Genomic DNA, 16,740 nt, shown 5'->3' on the forward strand with positions numbered 1-16,740 from the left:
TTAAAAGCTCAATGCAAGGTTTATCAAAAAGGTACGAGTCGTTGGCGCTGCACCGTTTTCAAAACCTACCGCATTAGTACCCGTCGCAAATACCGATTCTGGATCAAGCCCATTCATGTGACTTTTAATCATCCAAACGTTATTGCAGGAAACTCCAATTTTTGCTTTTTGTATCGCTGTTTTAGCTAGGAATTTAGCAGGAAAATCATAATTAAATTGAACGTTTCTAAGACGAATGTTGCTTGCATCATATATATTTGCCTCGGTAATCCCTAAGTTTCCGGAACCGGCTACTCTGCTCCAATACAATTGAGGGCTAACTGCTTTTGTGTTTTGTACATAACCTGTACCGTTCACGACAACTCCATCTGCCACAATATCATCTCTTAATCCATTTACAACTGTTTGAGAAGCCGTCCCGCTTTGTTGCATGTCGGCTAGAGTTCCTGAGAACATTTTACCGCCAAATCTCGCATCAATCAAGAATGCCAAAGAGAATCCTTTATAGGCAAAGGTGTTGGTAAACCCAAGCATGGCCTTCGCTTGTTGATTCCCTAAACTTTCTGCTGGGCCAGTAACTGCTTGTGGCAATCCGTCGGCACCGATTACTAATTGTCCGAATGAAGGACTCGTTGCATCAGTAACTCTTAAAAATTTACTACCGTAGATTTCTCCATAAGATTTACCAACCTCGGCTAAAACTTGAATGTTATCAAACCCTCCTAAACCGTAGCGTGTTACTCCTTCTGAAAGTTCTAAAATCTTGCTTTGGTTGGTAGAGAAATTCGCGGAAACATTCCACAATAATGAATTTGGATTAGTCAATATTTTCCCATCAACTACTAATTCTACTCCTTTGTTTTGAATGTTACCTGCATTAATTTTCTTTGAGCTATACCCACTTAATGGATCCATCGGAAGGTTTATCAACTGATTGGTCGCATTGGATTTGTATACCGACACATCAATACCAAATCTACTGTTAAAGAAACGCAACTCAGCTCCAAACTCAGTTGATTTAATCAACTCGCTTACTACATTTTCATCATACAAAACGCGCCCTCTTGTAGCGGTCGTATTTCCATTTGGATCCTTCCCTATTCCATAAACATTTTCCAATTGATACGGATCAAGGTCATTACCTACTGACGCGTAACTGGCTCTTAATTTACCATAGCTAAACCAATTCGGCAAATCTGTATTCATCGCTGCAAACATATCTGTAAACACATACGAGAGACTTAGTGACGGATAAAAGAAAGAACGGTTTTTCTTGCTCAGTGCAGAAGACCAGTCATTTCTAAAAGTGGCATCCAAGTACAAATAGCCATCATAACTAACCTGAGCTGATCCGAAAACAGAATTGATTGATTTTTTGCTAAATCCTTCACTAACACCTGGATTTCCTTCAGCATTATTTATTGCAAATAAGTTAGGCACTACCAATTGACCTGCACTGGCACCTATCGAAGACGACTCACGATCCATCAAGTTACCACCAAGGGTAGCCATACCTCCAAATTTCCCAAAAAGGTCATCCTTTTTGGCAATCAATAAAGCTTGGTAATTCGTTTCGGTAAAGGTGCTTTTTCCTAAACTGTATCTACCTGTAGGAGTCATAGGGCTACCACTGTATGTTCTTGCATTAGAATTATTGGTATACATATCAGCTCCTGCTTTAATTTCGGCATTCAACCAACTTGTAATATCATATTTTAACGAAGCATTCATCAAAAAGCGATCTCTCACATCTTCATTTAGGTTATATTTATTAGCCCAATACGGATTGATTCCGCTTCCGCCACCAAACCAAATCATATTACCGTTGGCATCAGCCCCTTCCTTAAATTGAGTAATATCAACTGATCTTGGAAAAAGGTTCAACAAATAAAAGGGATTGGTACCATTAGGCCCACCTACAGTTCTATTGTTTGCTTTTGCATTGGTGTATTGAACTTTAGTATCTGCAGTCCAACGGTCACCCTCACCAAATTTAGCTACCGCTCTAGCCAATAAGTTGGTTCTGCCCAATTTAGCACCAGGAATCATACTAAGATCTTCCATACGGTTGACAGAGGTATAAATGGATGTTTTTTGAATGGATTGCTGAAACGAAACACTGTTATTTTTAGTAATACCACTTGCACTAAAATAATTGCCCACGTTATCATAAGCAGCCAAAGGCTCACTTATCCCATTCCAATTTACCAAATTTTGTCCTGCAATTTTAGGCCCCCAACTTGAATTAGAACGTGCATCGGAAACATTATCCAAACCTTGACCAAAGTCATTTTGCTGTTTAGGTCTGGTAAAAATACTTTCAAACCCAACAGAAGAAGTAAAAGTAATTCCCAATCCTTTTTGCTTTTTACCGGTTTTGGTAGTAATCAAAATCACTCCATTACCCGCTCTTGACCCATAAAGAGCTGCTGCCGAAGGCCCTTTTAATACCGAAAGGCTTTCAATATCTTCCGAATTTAAATCCGAAATACCATTACCCATATCAATACTTGGATTCCAATAATCATTATTAGAGGCACCTGTAAAATTGTCCATAGGCACTCCATCCACAACAATAAGCGGCTGATTATCCCCAGTTAAAGAGTTAAAACCTCTCAAAACCAGTTTTGAAGATCCCCCAGGACCGGCACTGGAACGTACCACTTGCAAACCTGCTACTTTTCCGGTAAGCGCATTTGCTAAATTGGGTTCTCTGGCTTCTACCAGACTACTTCCTTTTATTTCCTGAACGGCATAACCTAATGATTTTTTTTGTTTTTTAATCCCTAAGGCTGTTACAACAACTTCCCCTAACTCTTGTGTATTTTCGGCTAACACAACAGTAACATTATTTTCACTTTCAGCAACATCTACTGATTTTGAAGTAAACCCGATAGATGATACTGTCAGTGTTACTTTACCTGAAGGAACCATGACCGCAAAGTTTCCTTCGGAATCTGTTATTGTACTGATGGTTTTCCCTTTTACCTTTACGGTAGCAGAAACAATACCCTTGTTTTCTGCATCTGCGACTACGCCTGTTATTGATCGGTTTTGTGCAACAGCGCCAAAGCAGCTGAGCATTACCAATCCTAACACTGCTAAAATTTGTTTCATAAGCATTTGTTTGTTTTTTGGTTTTGGTTTTGATTTAAAATATTAATAAAAAAATAAGAACTCAATTTCAATGTATGATCAAAAAAGCATCACACAATTTCTAATTAAAGTAATTTACTAAATCGATTTAGTAAATTATTAAAAAAAACAGATTCTTCATTTTATAATTTTTAAAATGATTAATCCTATTTTATATTATACCGATTCTCTAATAATCAGTTTTCCTTTTTCCAGCTATAAATCTTCGTCCATTAAGGACATCGATTCAGGAATTAATAAAAGCATTAATTTAGCAGCTGCTCATCCTAATATTATAAACTATTTCAGAGTCTAGGTCCAAAGCAAATTTTACTCTTTTAGAAATAATTCTATTTTACACATTCGACTGAAGAGTTAAATCTAATCGATAATTTTGTTAATTTTTTAGCTTTTACAAAGACCGAAAGATATAATGACTAAAACATACTTATTAATTCAATATTATCTTTGTTTAATTCTTAATTATCAATTAACAGCGGCTAGATTGCCTAAATCGATTTAGTAAATTAATAAAAAAAACAGATTCTTCATTTTATAATTTTTTAAAATGATTAATCCTATTTTATATTAAACCGATTCTCTAATAATCAGTTTTCCTTTTTCAAGTACTTTTTCTACCGCAAAATCATTTTCATTTGTCATTTGATCCATCAGTAATTGAACTGCTTTTACTGCAATACCGTCAATTGGTTGTTCAATAACTGAAATAGAGGGAGAATGCAATTTAAAACTATAATGGTCGTCATAACTAATGATAGAAATATCCTCAGGAATCCTTAAACCCATTCTCTTAAAAGCTTGTAATCCGGCTAATCCCATATAATTCGCTAAAAAGAGTACTGCATCTATACCCGGTTTCTTTTTGAAAAAGTCAATAATAGCGTCAATTTTACTTTCTTCATCACTGCGATAATCCAAATGAAGAGTAAGGGATTCATCATATAGACCCGCCTCTTTAATGGCATCAGAGTATCCTTTCTCTCGCAATTTCATCTGAATCATTTCTGAAGTAGTATTAACCACAGCAATATTTTTACATCCTTTTTTTATGAAAAATTCTGTTGCGACATAAGCTCCATTATAATTATCCATAACAACATGACTAACATTTTGATTTGGAAAATACCTGTCAATTAATACCACAGGCTTTTTTAAATTCATAAGATGATCAATACTTTTTTCTAATTTTTCTGTTGGAGTTATGATAAAACCATCCACATTTGCCTGAAGCAAACTTTGAATTAATTCAGCTGATCTTTCATTATCATCACCTGTACTACAATAAAAAACTCTATATCCTAACTTCTTAGCTTCATCCTCTATTACTCTGGCTAGATCAGAAAAGAACTGATTCGAAATGTCTTCAACAATAAGCCCAATAGATCTGGTTTTTCCTGTTCGAAGACTGCTCGCAATCATATTAGGTTTGTAATGCAACTTCTCAGCTATATCTTGCACTTTTTTAATAACTGCCTTGCTGATTCCCATTTTCTCACCTTTCCCATTAAGGACAAAAGATACCGTAGAGATTGAAACTCCGGACTCTATAGCAATGTCTTTAATGGTGATTTTTTTCATCAGAAAACTAACTTTAAGAAAAATTTAATGTTTACTTGACAAATATATATAAAAATAATTACAAAATCGTTTTAGTAAATATTTTTTTAAATGAATCATTTTTTTTATGCTAATAAATAGATAAAACCACACAATTACAGGATCTAATCAAAGATATTCCTAATCATAAAAAAGTCCAAATTCGACAAAAATAGCATCAATAACGCCTAAAAAGGTTACATAACGCTCTAATTTAAAACAAATAATTCAAAGAAATTAGATTTAAAATTTTAGTATTCTTTCAAAAGTAAATCCATTTAAGTATCCTTTTATTTCATTAAGAATTAGACAACAAAAACAAAACCCCGGAGTAATTCAACTCCAGGGTTTCTTATATAAAACGGTAGACAAATCGGCTGCCTAAACAAGTATAATTACCATTTAATAATAGCGCTTCCCCAAGTGAATCCACTACCAAATGCTGCTAATACAACAGTGTCTCCTGATTTTATTTTTCCTTTTTCCCATGCTTCGGTTAAAGCAATCGGAATAGAGGCTGCAGTTGTATTTCCGTATTTTTGAATATTATTATAGACCTGGTCATCCGTCAAATTGAATTTCTTTTGAATAAACTGAGAGATTCTCAAATTAGCCTGATGTGGTATCAACATATCAATATCCGAAACCTGCAAATTATTCGCTTGTAGTCCTTCATTAATTACCTCACTGAAACGAACCACGGCATTTTTAAATACAAATTGTCCATTCATATACGGGAAATAACTTTCGTCATCCGGATTATTGTCTGCCAAAATATCAGTTACCCAACGGCCTCCCATTCCTGGAGCTTTTACAATTAATTCCTCCGCATGTTGCCCTTCGGAGTGTAAATGTGTGGATAAAATACCTTTGGTCAAATCTTCTTCTCTGCTCAAAACAGCCGCGCCTGCCCCATCTCCAAAAATTACCGAAACGCTACGTCCACGAGTGGTCATATCCAATCCTGTAGAATGTACCTCAGATCCAATAACCAATATGTTTTTATACATTCCGGTCTTGATATATTGATCCGCAACCGACAACGCGTAAATAAATCCGGAACATTGATTTCTTACATCTAATGCGCCAACGGTTCTTAAACCCAAATCTCGTTGTACTAAAACTCCTGGGCCAGGAAAATAATAATCCGGACTCAATGTGGCAAAAACCACAAAATCAATATCCTCTTTTGCAACTCCAGAACGTTCTATCGCAATTTTTGCAGCTTTCACGCCCATAGAAGTCGTTGTATCTTCCCCTCTTATGATGTGTCGTCTTTCCTGAATTCCTGTTCGCTCCTGAATCCATTCGTCATTGGTGTCAATGATTTTTGATAAATCGTCATTAGTGACTACGTTTTCGGGAACATAATAACCCAATCCTGCTATTTTTGAATGATACATATTAATGTTATTTTATTAAAATAAAGTTGCAAATTTAAACATACTTAAAAATATGAGTCCACAAATTACTCTTTTTTTGGCAACTTATCATTTATATCTGTTTTTTAGGAGCTTTTTCCAGCTATCCGCTACAATCTTCTCTTGTATCGTTAAAAAACGATACAAGAAAAGGATTTTCACTTTTATCTGGGCTAGGCATAAACGTTAAAAAGAAATATTTGCTTCCAAATGTAACAACATTGAATTATTTTAGACCAATAATTCAGAATACTAAATAATTTAAAATCATTCAAACTATGAAATTAAAGATTCCGTTTTTCCTGTTTCTGGGCTTGAGTTTAACCACTTTTGCCCAAGAAAATTTAACCTATCAAAAACCTTCCAAATCGATCGCTGATTTGGCTGATTATGAAAGAGCACCTTCAGTATCAATGGATACCAAAAAAGAATACATGCTACTTACGTATAGAAATACGTATAAATCACTGGACGATTTAAACCAAGACGAATTGCGTTTAGGAGGATTGAGAATTAATCCAATCACTAATATTTCGAGTACTGTTACGTACATTAACAATCTTAAATTACGTAAAATAAAAGAAAAAGAGGAGGTACAGGTTGCAGGTTTACCAACAAATCCTCGTGTCAGTAATATCTCTTGGTCACCAAATGATACAAAAATCTTGTTTTCACATACTACTGCTTCTGGGGTTGAACTTTGGTTTATCGATGTAGCTTCGGCAAAAGCCACCAGATTAACAGAGGCTACTGTAAACGCTAATCTTGGTAATCCATTCAGTTGGATGAATGACAACGAGACTATTTTGGTGAAAATGTTGCCAAAAAACAGAGCAGCACTTTTGGATGCCAAAAAAGATTTACCAACCGGCCCGATAATTTCAAATGCCGATGGTGCTAAATCTCAAAACAGAACCTATCCGGACATGTTGAAAAACAAGAATGATGAAATCAATTTTGAGAACATTATCACGTCTGAATTGTATAAAATAAACCTGAACGGAACGGCAACTTTATTCAAAAATGCAGGTATGTATGCCGGAGAAAGTTTCTCTCCTGATGGAAATTATATCATGCTGACTACCATTCAAAAACCATTTTCATACATCGTTCCGTTGAACCGTTTTCCGTCAAAATCAGTAGTGTACGACAAAGCTGGAAACGAAGTAAAAGTTGTGAATGAAGTACCGCTAACCGAAATTATTCCTAAAGGCTTCATGGCGGTTCGTAAAGGAAAAAGAAACATGAGCTGGAGAGCGGACAAACCGGCAACATTAGTTTACGCTGAAGCTTTAGACGCTGGAGACCCGGCAAATAAAGTGGAATTCAGAGACGAAGTTTTTCTTTGGAACGCACCATTTGACGCAGCAGCCACTCCATTGGTAAAAACGCCGCAACGCTACAGCCGAATGATTTGGGGGAATGAAAACGTTGCCGTTGTTTCAGATGAATGGTATGACACGCGTAATACCAAAACCTATTTAATCAATCCATCAAATCCAAGTCAGGCTCCAAAAGTAATTTTCGACAGAAACTCTCAAGATGTTTATTCGGATCCAGGGAATTTTGAAACCAGAAAAAACCAATACAACAGATATGTTTTGGCTATCGAAAATGACAATGCATTTCTTATTGGGGACGGATTTACTAAAAACGGGCAATTTCCTTTTATTGCGGAGTATAATTTGAAAACATTACAATCAAATCGTCTGTATACCTCAGCTTACACGGATAAAAAAGAGGATTTATTGGAGATTGAAGACTTCAAGAAAGGAACTGTGTTAGTACAAATCCAGTCTAAAAATGAGTATCCAAATTATTACCTTAGAAACATCAAACAAAAAAACAAACTGACACCAATCACAGCATTCAAAAATCCTTTTGAAAGCATCAAAAACGTGAGCAAAGAAGTGATTAAATACAAACGTAAAGATGGTGTTGAATTATCTGGAACGTTATATTTACCGGTAGGGTATGATAAGGTAAAAAAAGAGAAAATGCCATTATTGATTTGGGCTTATCCAGCAGAATACAAAGACAAAAATTCAGCGGGGCAAAGCACACAAAACCCGAACGAATTTACATTTCCTAATTATGGATCCTTCGTATATTGGGTAACCAAAGGGTATGTAGTTCTTGATGATGCTGCTTTTCCTATAATAGGGGAAGGAAAAACGGAACCAAATGATAATTTCATGACGCAATTAGTAGACAATGCAGAAGCGGCGATTAATGCGGTAGATGCTTTGGGATACATCAACAGAAAAAAAGTAGCGGTTGGAGGACATTCATACGGCGCTTTTATGACGGCTAATTTATTGACCCATTCTAATCTTTTTGCATGTGGAATCGCCCGAAGTGGTGCGTACAACAGAACGTTAACTCCTTTTGGTTTCCAAAGTGAGCAACGCAACTACTGGGAAACTCCTGAGGTTTATAACACGATGTCGCCATTCATGAATGCTGACAAAATGAAAACACCAATGCTTTTAGTACACGGTGAAGCCGATAATAATCCGGGGACGTTCACCTTGCAAACCGAACGTTATTTTCAGGCTTTGAAAGGTTTAGGAGCTCCGGCAAGAATGGTGATCCTTCCAAAAGAAAGTCATGGTTATGCAGCCAAAGAGAATATTTTGCATTTGCTTTGGGAACAAGATCAGTTCTTAGAAAAATATTTGAAGAATTAATTCAAACTTCACATAAAAAACAAAACCCCGAAATCAATATGATTTCGGGGTTTTTGTATTCTTAAGATAACATCAAGTATACTTCCTGATTGAATTCTAATGGGGAATCATGTTCAAAGAAAATAGCTCTTCTTTCAAAAGCTGCTTTAACCAAATAATGGCTCCCTTTAAAATAACATTGTTTCACAACTGCTTTCATAATTGCGTTGTCCACCACTTTTAATTGATGCGGATACAACAAAAGTACTGCGTCTTCGTCATCCTCAAGAGCTATTAATTGAGACAATTTTAACTCATTTACTTCCCCAAAAAGAGATGCAATGTATTTATTAGCGGGGTTTTCATACAAGGTTTTTGAGTCTCCTTTTGCCACTACTTTTCCGTTTTGAACCACAATTGTTTCATCTGAGAAAGACAAAGCATCGGTACTGTCATGCGTGGCAATAATACAGGTAACGCCTTTGTCTTTTAAGTAGCGGAATAAATTGCGACGCAAAGAATTCTTTCTAAAAGAATCAATTTGGCTGAAAGGTTCGTCGAGCAAAATAATTTCCGGCTCCAAAGCCAAAACTCTTGCCAAGGCCACTCGTTGTTGCTGTCCGCCACTTAGGAATTTCGCTTTTACTTTTGCAAAAGCGGTCATTTCGACCATATCTAATAATTCTTGAACACGGGCTTTCTTCTCATCAGGATACATATTCGACAAGAACTTGCCCACATTTTCTTCAACAGTTATGTAAGGCATCAAATCGAAATCCTGTGCTAAATATTTAATGTAATCTTCTCCTGGAACAAGATTGTATTTGGGACCCAAAATGGGTTTTTCATTATAGGTTATTTCTCCGTTATCCAAATCATATAATCCGTATATGAGTTTTAGCAAAGTACTTTTACCGCAACCACTTTCGCCAATAATAGCGGTGTTTTGACCTTTGGCAATAGTAAAACTAACATTTTCAATAACGGGGGTATCAATGTAAGTGAAGGAAATATCTTTTATCTCGAGCATCATCTGTATTTAAGAGTGCAAATTTACAATGTTTAATTCAAATTTAGGCACAAAAAAAGGCTGCTTCTTGACGAAACAGCCTTTGTTTATATAGTATTTTTGCTTAGTTTTTCACTTCAGCTTCGGCATCTTTAATCATTTTTTCATTTGCAGTAATAGCAAATTCAACACGACGGTTTTGAGTTCTGCCCTCAACTGTTTCGTTTGATGCTATTGGATCAGCAATTCCTAAACCAGTTACTTGAAATCTACTGGAAGATACTCCTTTGCTAGTTAAATAATTTCTAACTGACGCTGCTCTTTCTCCTGAAAGTTTTAAGTTATAATCAGCTGGACCAGTACTGTCTGTGTATCCATAAATAGTAATATTAGTATCTGGATATTCTGCAAAAACAGGAACCAATTTATCCAAATTTGCTTTAGCGCCAGCAGTCAAAGAAGATTTATTAGTATCAAAACGCACTGCATTTTCATTCAAAACTAATTTGATTCCTTCTCCTACGCGAACTACTTCAGCTCCGGGAAGCACTGCATCGATTTCTCTTGCTTGCTTGTCCATTTTGTTACCGATAACTCCACCGGCAACTCCACCAATAACACCACCTAATACAGCTCCCATTGCACCTTTACCACCTTTACCAAGATTGTTTCCTAAAACGCCTCCTAATACAGCTCCGGCAACAGCACCTATTCCGGCACCTCTTTGTGTTTTATTTGTGTTTTTTACAGCTTCACAACTGGTGAATATTGAACCTATAATCATTATTGTTGCCATTGCAACTATTGAAATCTTTTTCATATCTATATTTTTTATTAATTAATTAACTTTTTGAAATTGGTACACTACATCAGTCATTTTTCCTCCAACATTGATTTTATCAATCAATTGAAAAGAAGACTCTGTTTGATTGGCTAGATATAAAATATATCCATCTCTAACTTTTCTTGCTTTTTCACCTGCATCAAGTACTTTTAGTACAAACTGACCATCATTATTTACAAACCAAGTAATTGGTGAGCTAAATGACACACAATTTGCTTTTGTCAAAGCCATGTTTCCTTTATTGTTGTTGGAAACAAATTTCCATGTACTCCCTACAAAACATTCTGAATCCGCAAGTTGAAAACTATTCACTTTGATATATTGCGAACCTGGATACGTTACAGAACTGATTACCCAATTTCCTTTCATATCAACTTGAGCTTTTCTATCTGTATTCGTACTTGTCACTGATGTTGACTTACATGCAAACATCAAAACAGCTAACGCGCACACTAAAATTACTTTTTTCATTTTCTTAAATTTAATGAATTAATACTTACACAAAGATACAATGCAATGAAAAAAAATTGTTTCAAAATTAAATTAATTTATATCAAAATTAACGCTTACGACAATTTGTCACCCCAATTGTAATTGGTATTCTATTTGAAAGAATCATATCCATTAAAATAAACTTAAAAATTCAAAATATGACAACAGGTAAAATTAATGTTTCGGTAGAGAACATCTTTCCCTTAATCAAGAAATTCTTATACAGTGATCACGAAATTTTCTTGCGTGAATTGATTTCTAATGGTACTGATGCTACTTTAAAATTAAAACATTTAACAAGCATTGGCGAAGCCAAAGTAGAATACGGAAACCCAATTATCGAAGTGAAAATCGATAAGGAAGGTAAAAAATTACACATCATCGATCAAGGTTTAGGAATGACTGCGGATGAAGTAGAAAAGTACATCAACCAAGTGGCATTTTCTGGTGCAGAAGAATTTTTGGATAAATACAAAGATTCTGCTAAAGATTCTGGGATTATCGGCCATTTTGGCCTTGGTTTCTATTCTGCTTTTATGGTTGCCGAAAAAGTGGAAATCATCACTAAATCTTTCAAAGATGAACCTGCTGCACACTGGACTTGCGATGGAAGCCCGGAATTTACATTAGAACCTGCTGACAAAACTTCTCGTGGAACAGAAATCATTTTGCATATTGCCGAAGATTCTTTGGAATTCTTGGAAGAATACAAAATCAAAGAGCTGTTGAATAAGTACAATAAGTTCATGCCGATTCCAATTAAATTTGGAACCAAAAAAGAAAAAATAGAGCAAAAAAAGGGAGAGTTTGTTGAATCCGAAAACAAAGAAGAAACCTTTACAGAAGTTGAAGTGGATAACATCATCAACAATCCAAATCCGGCTTGGACAAAACAACCAACTGAATTATCTGCTGAGGATTACAAGAATTTCTACCATGAACTGTATCCGATGCAATTTGAAGAACCGTTATTCCACATTCATTTAAATGTAGATTATCCGTTCAACTTAACCGGTATTTTGTATTTCCCAAAATTAGGTTCGGATTTACAAATTCAGAAAGACAAAATCCAATTGTACCAAAATCAAGTGTATGTAACGGATAATGTAGAAGGAATTGTTCCTGAATTTTTAATGATGTTAAAAGGTGTTGTTGATTCACCGGACATTCCATTGAACGTCTCTCGTTCTGGATTACAGGCTGATGCTGCGGTGAAGAAAATCTCAAATTATATCACTCGTAAAGTAGCTGATAAATTAAAATCTTTGTTCACTGAAAACCGTGAAGATTTTGAACAAAAATGGAACGATATCAAAATCGTTTTGGAGTACGGAATGCTTTCTGAAGATAAATTCTACGAAAAAGCAGGTGCTTTTGTTTTGTATCCAACAGTTGATAGTAAATTTTACACACTGGAAGAATTAAAAGAAAACTTAGCCGCTAATCAAACGGATAAAGACGGAAAATTAGTTGTTTTATACGCTGGAAATAAAGAAGCGCAACACTCTTATATCGAAATTGCAAAAGACAAAGGATATGAAGTTTTATTACTTGATTCACCGATTATCTCGCATTTAATTCAAAAAATTGAAGGCGATAATAGCAACATGACTTTTGTACGTGTCGATTCAGACCATATTGATAATTTAATCAAGAAAGAGGAAACTACTATTTCTAAATTATCTGAGGAAGAACAAACGAACTTGAAAACAGTTTTAGAAGCTATCGTTCCTAAACAAACCTATTCTGTACAACTGGAAGCTTTAGATAGTAATGCATCACCATTTATCATCACGCAACCAGAATTTATGCGTAGAATGAAAGAAATGAGTCAGTCTGGCGGTGGCGGAATGTTCGGAATGGGAAATATGCCGGAAATGTACAATCTAGTGGTAAATACTAATTCTGAATTGGCAACAAGCATTCTAAACAACAAAGACAAATCAGCTCAGGAAAGCTTGGTAAAACAAGCGCTTGACTTAGCAAAATTATCACAAAACCTATTAAAAGGCGAAGCGTTAACGGCGTTCGTAAAAAGAAGTTTTGAGATGATTAAATAAGATTATTAGACTTTTAGATCGTAAGATTATTAGACTAAACCTGCAAGCGAAAGTTTGCAGGTTTTTTTGTTTTTACAATTTATCATTCGTTCTAATTCATGACATCAACATTGGTTTACAACACCTTTTTCAGGTTCATTAATAAGCATTACTACCTCAAATTAAGCCCCTAATTAAAAGTGGCACAATACAATTGAAAAATAAATCGGCATCCCAAAAGTAATGTTAAAAGGAAACGTTACCGCTAATGCCATTGGTAAAAAGATCCCTGGATTCGCCTTTGGCACTGCTATTTTCATTGCGGCCGGAACGGCAATGTAAGAAGCGCTCGCCGCCAGGACAGCAAAAATAAAGCGATTCCCAACATCTTCGCTAACGAATTGACTTAAGAAAGCAACAATACATCCGTTGATCAATGGAAAAACAATAGCAAAAAAGACGCTAAACCAGCCACTTTTGAAAAAATCGTTTAATTTTCGTCCACTTACAATCCCCATATCCAATAAAAACAAGGCTAAAAAACCTTTGAAAATATCAGTGGTAAACGGTTTAATTCCTAAAGCCTGTTGCTCACTGGCCAAAAACCCAATAACCAAACTTCCAAGAATCAAGAGTACGCTTCCGTTCGTAAAAGAGTGTTTGATAATTGTACTCATTTTGGTTTTTTGAACGTGTTCTTTACTAAACAGCCGGATTAAGATTACGCCAATAATAATCGCCGGAGCCTCCATTAGCGCCATTACAGCCACCATGTGACCGCTAAAACTATACTTTTGAATTTCTAAAAAAGAAACTGCCGTTACAAAAGTCACTGCACTCACCGATCCATATGCGGCAGCAATAGCACCAGAATTCTCAATACTATACTTTTTCTTTAAAATAAAAAAAGTGTAGAGTGGAATTAATACTGCGATTAATACCCCAAAGACAATGGACCAAAGTATGTCCATGGTAAAATGACTGTGAGCCAATTCCTGCCCGCCTTTAAAACCAATTGAAAAAAGAAGGTATAGCGATATAAATTTAGAGGTGTTCTCCGGAATTTCTAAATCACTTTTTACATATACCGCTATAATTCCCAATACAAAAAACAATAAAGCCGGATTAGTCAAATTATCCAATAATAAACTAAGATTCATATTTTAATTATTTTAAAATTATATTATACATTTTGATTATCTTATCTTTTCAAATTTTAATCTTTTTCCCTTTATATCCGTCTTGACAAGTCCTTTTTCATACACTACATTTCCATTTACAAAAGTAGAATTGATGCTGCTTTTAAAAACCTGTCCTAAAAAAGGAGACCACTTGCATTTATATAAAATAGAATTTGTGGTTACTTCCTGTTGTTTATTTAAATCGACTAAAACTAAATCGGCAAAATAGCCCTCTCGTATATAGCCTCTTGCTTTGATTCTATATATTTCGGCCACATTATGGCTCATTTTTTCCACTACCTTCACTAGGGAAATTTCACCAAGATGAAATAATTCTAACATTGCCAAAAGCGCGTGTTGCACTAAAGGTCCGCCTGAATGTGCCTGAAAATAATTCCCTGCCTTTTCCGCAATAGTATGGGGAGCATGATCCGTAGCAATTATATCTATCCTATTGTTTAGCAGTGACTGCATTAAACCTTTCCGATCCTGATCCGTTTTAATAGAGGGATTCCATTTAATCTTTGAACCCAATCTTCCGTAATCAGCATCCGAAAACCAAAGATGGTGTATACAAGCTTCGGCGGTGATTCGTTTATCTCGAATGGGTACCGTATTATCAAATAATTCAGCTTCCACCAAAGTTGAAATATGAAACAGATGCAAGCGAGTATTGTGTTTTTTAGCAATAGACAGCACTCTGTTTGTAGCTTTTACACAAGCGAGTTCATCACGGATCAGGGAATGGCAAAAAAAAGGAATATCGTCTCCATATTGGAGTCGGAATTTTTGGGTATTCTTTTTTATAATTGCGTCATCCTCGCTGTGCAAGGCAATAAGGGTATTCGTTCTCGAAAAAAATTGCTCTAAAAAGTCCGGATAATTAGCCAAAATACCTTCGTCATTGTTAAAATAAAGCCCGTCATCAGTTATCCCACATACATTTTCGGTGTCTGTTTTTAAAGCTTCTTCTAAGTTATTCTTCGAAATTCCCATAAAAAAAGAATAATTAGCAATTGATTTCTCAGTTGCCATGGTGTACTTTTCTTCTAATAAGACTTGAGTTAGCGTGTTGGGAATCGTGTTGGGCATATCCATAAAGGAGGTGATTCCTCCCGCCACAGCAGCGACTGATTCTGAAAAAACAGTACCTTTATGGGTAAGCCCGGGCTCTCTAAAATGAACCTGATCATCAATTATTCCTGGAAGCAGATATAGTCCTGTAGCATCAATTTCGATGCTTTTTTTAGCTGGGTTTAATACAATAGTAGGGGCTATCTTTTCAATCCTTTCCCCTGATAGCAACACATCTAAAATAAGTATTTGACCTTCGTTAACTACACTTGCATTTCTAATGACAGTATCCATATATTATTTTTTAGTGGCTCTTTGTAATCGATCGTTTATCGTTTTTCCTACACCAACATCTGGAAATCGTTCTGCAATAATTAGGTCGAGGTTTAGTTTATCCAATCGGTGCAAAGCGGCATACAATTGCGAAGCGGCTTCTGTTAAATCACCCGTGGGAGATAGAATTTCCTGTGCTGTAATTTTTTGATTGTAAATCTCATTTTGGAATACTAGCACACCTATTTTTTGCATTGAAAAGGTTTCAAGCAACTCAAAGACATTTGCTGTTAAAAGGGTCGAAGTCAATGGCGCATAATGTCTGGAAAGCATCCCGGGTGCTATAGGTGTAGTATCGTCACGAGTCATCATTTTAACTGTGCCCACAATTGCTACTATATCTTCAATTGCAAGAGATCCCAAACGGTATACAACAGGCTCCCCGTTTTCAAAACCTATGATTGTGGATTCAATTCCCCTTTCGCATGCACCGCCATCTAAAACCATTGGTACAGTATCGTGGAAATAAGCGGTAACATGTTCTGCCTTTGTCGGGCTAATGGAACCGAAGGGATTGGCACTGGGTGCGGCCAAAGGATACGCTAATTGCTCTAAAAGAGCTAAAGTCAACGGGTGATTCGGAACCCTCACGGCTACAGTATCTTTACCTCCAGTGACTAAATCAGGGATGGAACTTTGTTTTTTTAATACTAAAGTTAAAGGTCCAGGCCAAAACGCAGCTGCCAGTTCCAATGCTTTTTCAGGAATATCTCTTGCGATTTGCGACAAATCCTGAATCGACTTAATATGAACAATTAAGGGATTAAAAGTAGGCCTTTGCTTTATTGTAAAAATACTTTGAATGGCTTTTTGGCTGTAAATATTTCCGGCTAAACCATAAACCGTTTCGGTAGGAATACCTATAACTTGCTCCTTATTTAAAATCGTTATAGCATTGTGAATCGAATTACTTATTAAAGTCATAA

The 16,740-nt window shown here is 35.8% G+C and carries 11 protein-coding genes; 2 read left to right on the plus strand and 9 right to left on the minus strand.

Features of this window, described 5'->3' with window-relative positions; translation table 11 throughout:
• The 3 genes from E0I61_RS12815 to E0I61_RS12825 form a co-directional block, all read right to left on the minus strand.
• Positions 1–3,117: a SusC/RagA family TonB-linked outer membrane protein gene (locus E0I61_RS12815; RefSeq protein WP_235832123.1), complete on the minus strand. Its 3,117-nt coding sequence runs from the start codon at positions 3,115–3,117 to the stop codon at positions 1–3.
• 606 nt (positions 3,118–3,723) lie between these two features.
• The gene (locus E0I61_RS12820) at positions 3,724–4,734 is read right to left on the minus strand and encodes a LacI family DNA-binding transcriptional regulator (protein WP_132071867.1); all 1,011 of its coding nucleotides are present in this window, start codon (positions 4,732–4,734) and stop codon (positions 3,724–3,726) included.
• Positions 4,735–5,147: 413 nt separating this feature from the next.
• On the minus strand, positions 5,148–6,155 hold the full coding sequence (locus E0I61_RS12825) for a 3-oxoacyl-ACP synthase III family protein (RefSeq protein ID WP_131993313.1): 1,008 nt from the start codon (positions 6,153–6,155) through the stop codon (positions 5,148–5,150).
• Positions 6,156–6,451: 296 nt separating this feature from the next.
• Here E0I61_RS12825 and E0I61_RS12830 point away from each other — a divergent pair, with 296 nt between their 5' ends.
• The gene (locus tag E0I61_RS12830) at positions 6,452–8,863 is read left to right on the plus strand and encodes a S9 family peptidase (RefSeq protein ID WP_131993316.1); all 2,412 of its coding nucleotides are present in this window, start codon (positions 6,452–6,454) and stop codon (positions 8,861–8,863) included.
• 61 nt (positions 8,864–8,924) lie between these two features.
• Here E0I61_RS12830 and E0I61_RS12835 read toward each other — a convergent pair whose 3' ends face one another.
• The 3 genes from E0I61_RS12835 to E0I61_RS12845 form a co-directional block, all read right to left on the minus strand.
• Positions 8,925–9,872: an ABC transporter ATP-binding protein gene (locus E0I61_RS12835; protein ID WP_132071869.1), complete on the minus strand. Its 948-nt coding sequence runs from the start codon at positions 9,870–9,872 to the stop codon at positions 8,925–8,927.
• Between the two features lie 103 nt (positions 9,873–9,975).
• Entirely contained in the window at positions 9,976–10,671 is a 696-nt protein-coding gene (locus E0I61_RS12840; RefSeq protein ID WP_131993322.1) for an OmpA family protein, read from the minus strand.
• 18 nt (positions 10,672–10,689) lie between these two features.
• Positions 10,690–11,166, minus strand: a complete 477-nt coding sequence (locus E0I61_RS12845; RefSeq protein ID WP_131993326.1) for a lipocalin family protein — start codon at positions 11,164–11,166, stop codon at positions 10,690–10,692.
• Positions 11,167–11,345: 179 nt separating this feature from the next.
• On the opposite strand from E0I61_RS12845, the gene htpG reads away from it, so the two are divergent.
• Positions 11,346–13,247 (plus strand): molecular chaperone HtpG, encoded by a 1,902-nt coding sequence (gene htpG, locus E0I61_RS12850; RefSeq protein WP_132071871.1) that lies wholly within the window; start codon positions 11,346–11,348, stop codon positions 13,245–13,247.
• A gap of 173 nt (positions 13,248–13,420) precedes the next feature.
• Here the strand turns inward: htpG and E0I61_RS12855 are convergent, their stop codons facing one another.
• The 3 genes from E0I61_RS12855 to E0I61_RS12865 are packed head-to-tail and all read right to left on the minus strand — an operon-like array spanning position 13,421 to position 16,738.
• Entirely contained in the window at positions 13,421–14,386 is a 966-nt protein-coding gene (locus E0I61_RS12855; RefSeq protein ID WP_132071873.1) for a sodium-dependent bicarbonate transport family permease, read from the minus strand.
• A gap of 36 nt (positions 14,387–14,422) precedes the next feature.
• The gene (locus E0I61_RS12860; RefSeq protein WP_132071875.1) at positions 14,423–15,775 is read right to left on the minus strand and encodes a dihydroorotase; all 1,353 of its coding nucleotides are present in this window, start codon (positions 15,773–15,775) and stop codon (positions 14,423–14,425) included.
• 3 nt (positions 15,776–15,778) lie between these two features.
• On the minus strand, positions 15,779–16,738 hold the full coding sequence (locus E0I61_RS12865; protein ID WP_132071877.1) for an L-threonylcarbamoyladenylate synthase: 960 nt from the start codon (positions 16,736–16,738) through the stop codon (positions 15,779–15,781).
• Between the last annotated feature and the right edge of the window lie 2 nt (positions 16,739–16,740).

This window comes from Flavobacterium ranwuense, assembly GCF_004349315.1.
GTDB lineage: Bacteria > Bacteroidota > Bacteroidia > Flavobacteriales > Flavobacteriaceae > Flavobacterium > Flavobacterium ranwuense.

What these genes read in the sequence shown, in the direction of transcription:
- E0I61_RS12815 (WP_235832123.1), bottom strand. Translation starts at nt 3,117, where the DNA reads ATGAAACAAATTTTAGCAGTGTTAGGATTGGTAATGCTCAGCTGCTTT.
- E0I61_RS12820 (WP_132071867.1), bottom strand. Translation starts at nt 4,734, where the DNA reads ATGAAAAAAATCACCATTAAAGACATTGCTATAGAGTCCGGAGTTTCA.
- E0I61_RS12825 (WP_131993313.1), bottom strand. Translation starts at nt 6,155, where the DNA reads ATGTATCATTCAAAAATAGCAGGATTGGGTTATTATGTTCCCGAAAAC.
- E0I61_RS12830 (WP_131993316.1), top strand. Translation starts at nt 6,452, where the DNA reads ATGAAATTAAAGATTCCGTTTTTCCTGTTTCTGGGCTTGAGTTTAACC.
- E0I61_RS12835 (WP_132071869.1), bottom strand. Translation starts at nt 9,872, where the DNA reads ATGCTCGAGATAAAAGATATTTCCTTCACTTACATTGATACCCCCGTT.
- E0I61_RS12840 (WP_131993322.1), bottom strand. Translation starts at nt 10,671, where the DNA reads ATGAAAAAGATTTCAATAGTTGCAATGGCAACAATAATGATTATAGGT.
- E0I61_RS12845 (WP_131993326.1), bottom strand. Translation starts at nt 11,166, where the DNA reads ATGAAAAAAGTAATTTTAGTGTGCGCGTTAGCTGTTTTGATGTTTGCA.
- htpG (WP_132071871.1), top strand. Translation starts at nt 11,346, where the DNA reads ATGACAACAGGTAAAATTAATGTTTCGGTAGAGAACATCTTTCCCTTA.
- E0I61_RS12855 (WP_132071873.1), bottom strand. Translation starts at nt 14,386, where the DNA reads ATGAATCTTAGTTTATTATTGGATAATTTGACTAATCCGGCTTTATTG.
- E0I61_RS12860 (WP_132071875.1), bottom strand. Translation starts at nt 15,775, where the DNA reads ATGGATACTGTCATTAGAAATGCAAGTGTAGTTAACGAAGGTCAAATA.
- E0I61_RS12865 (WP_132071877.1), bottom strand. Translation starts at nt 16,738, where the DNA reads ATGACTTTAATAAGTAATTCGATTCACAATGCTATAACGATTTTAAAT.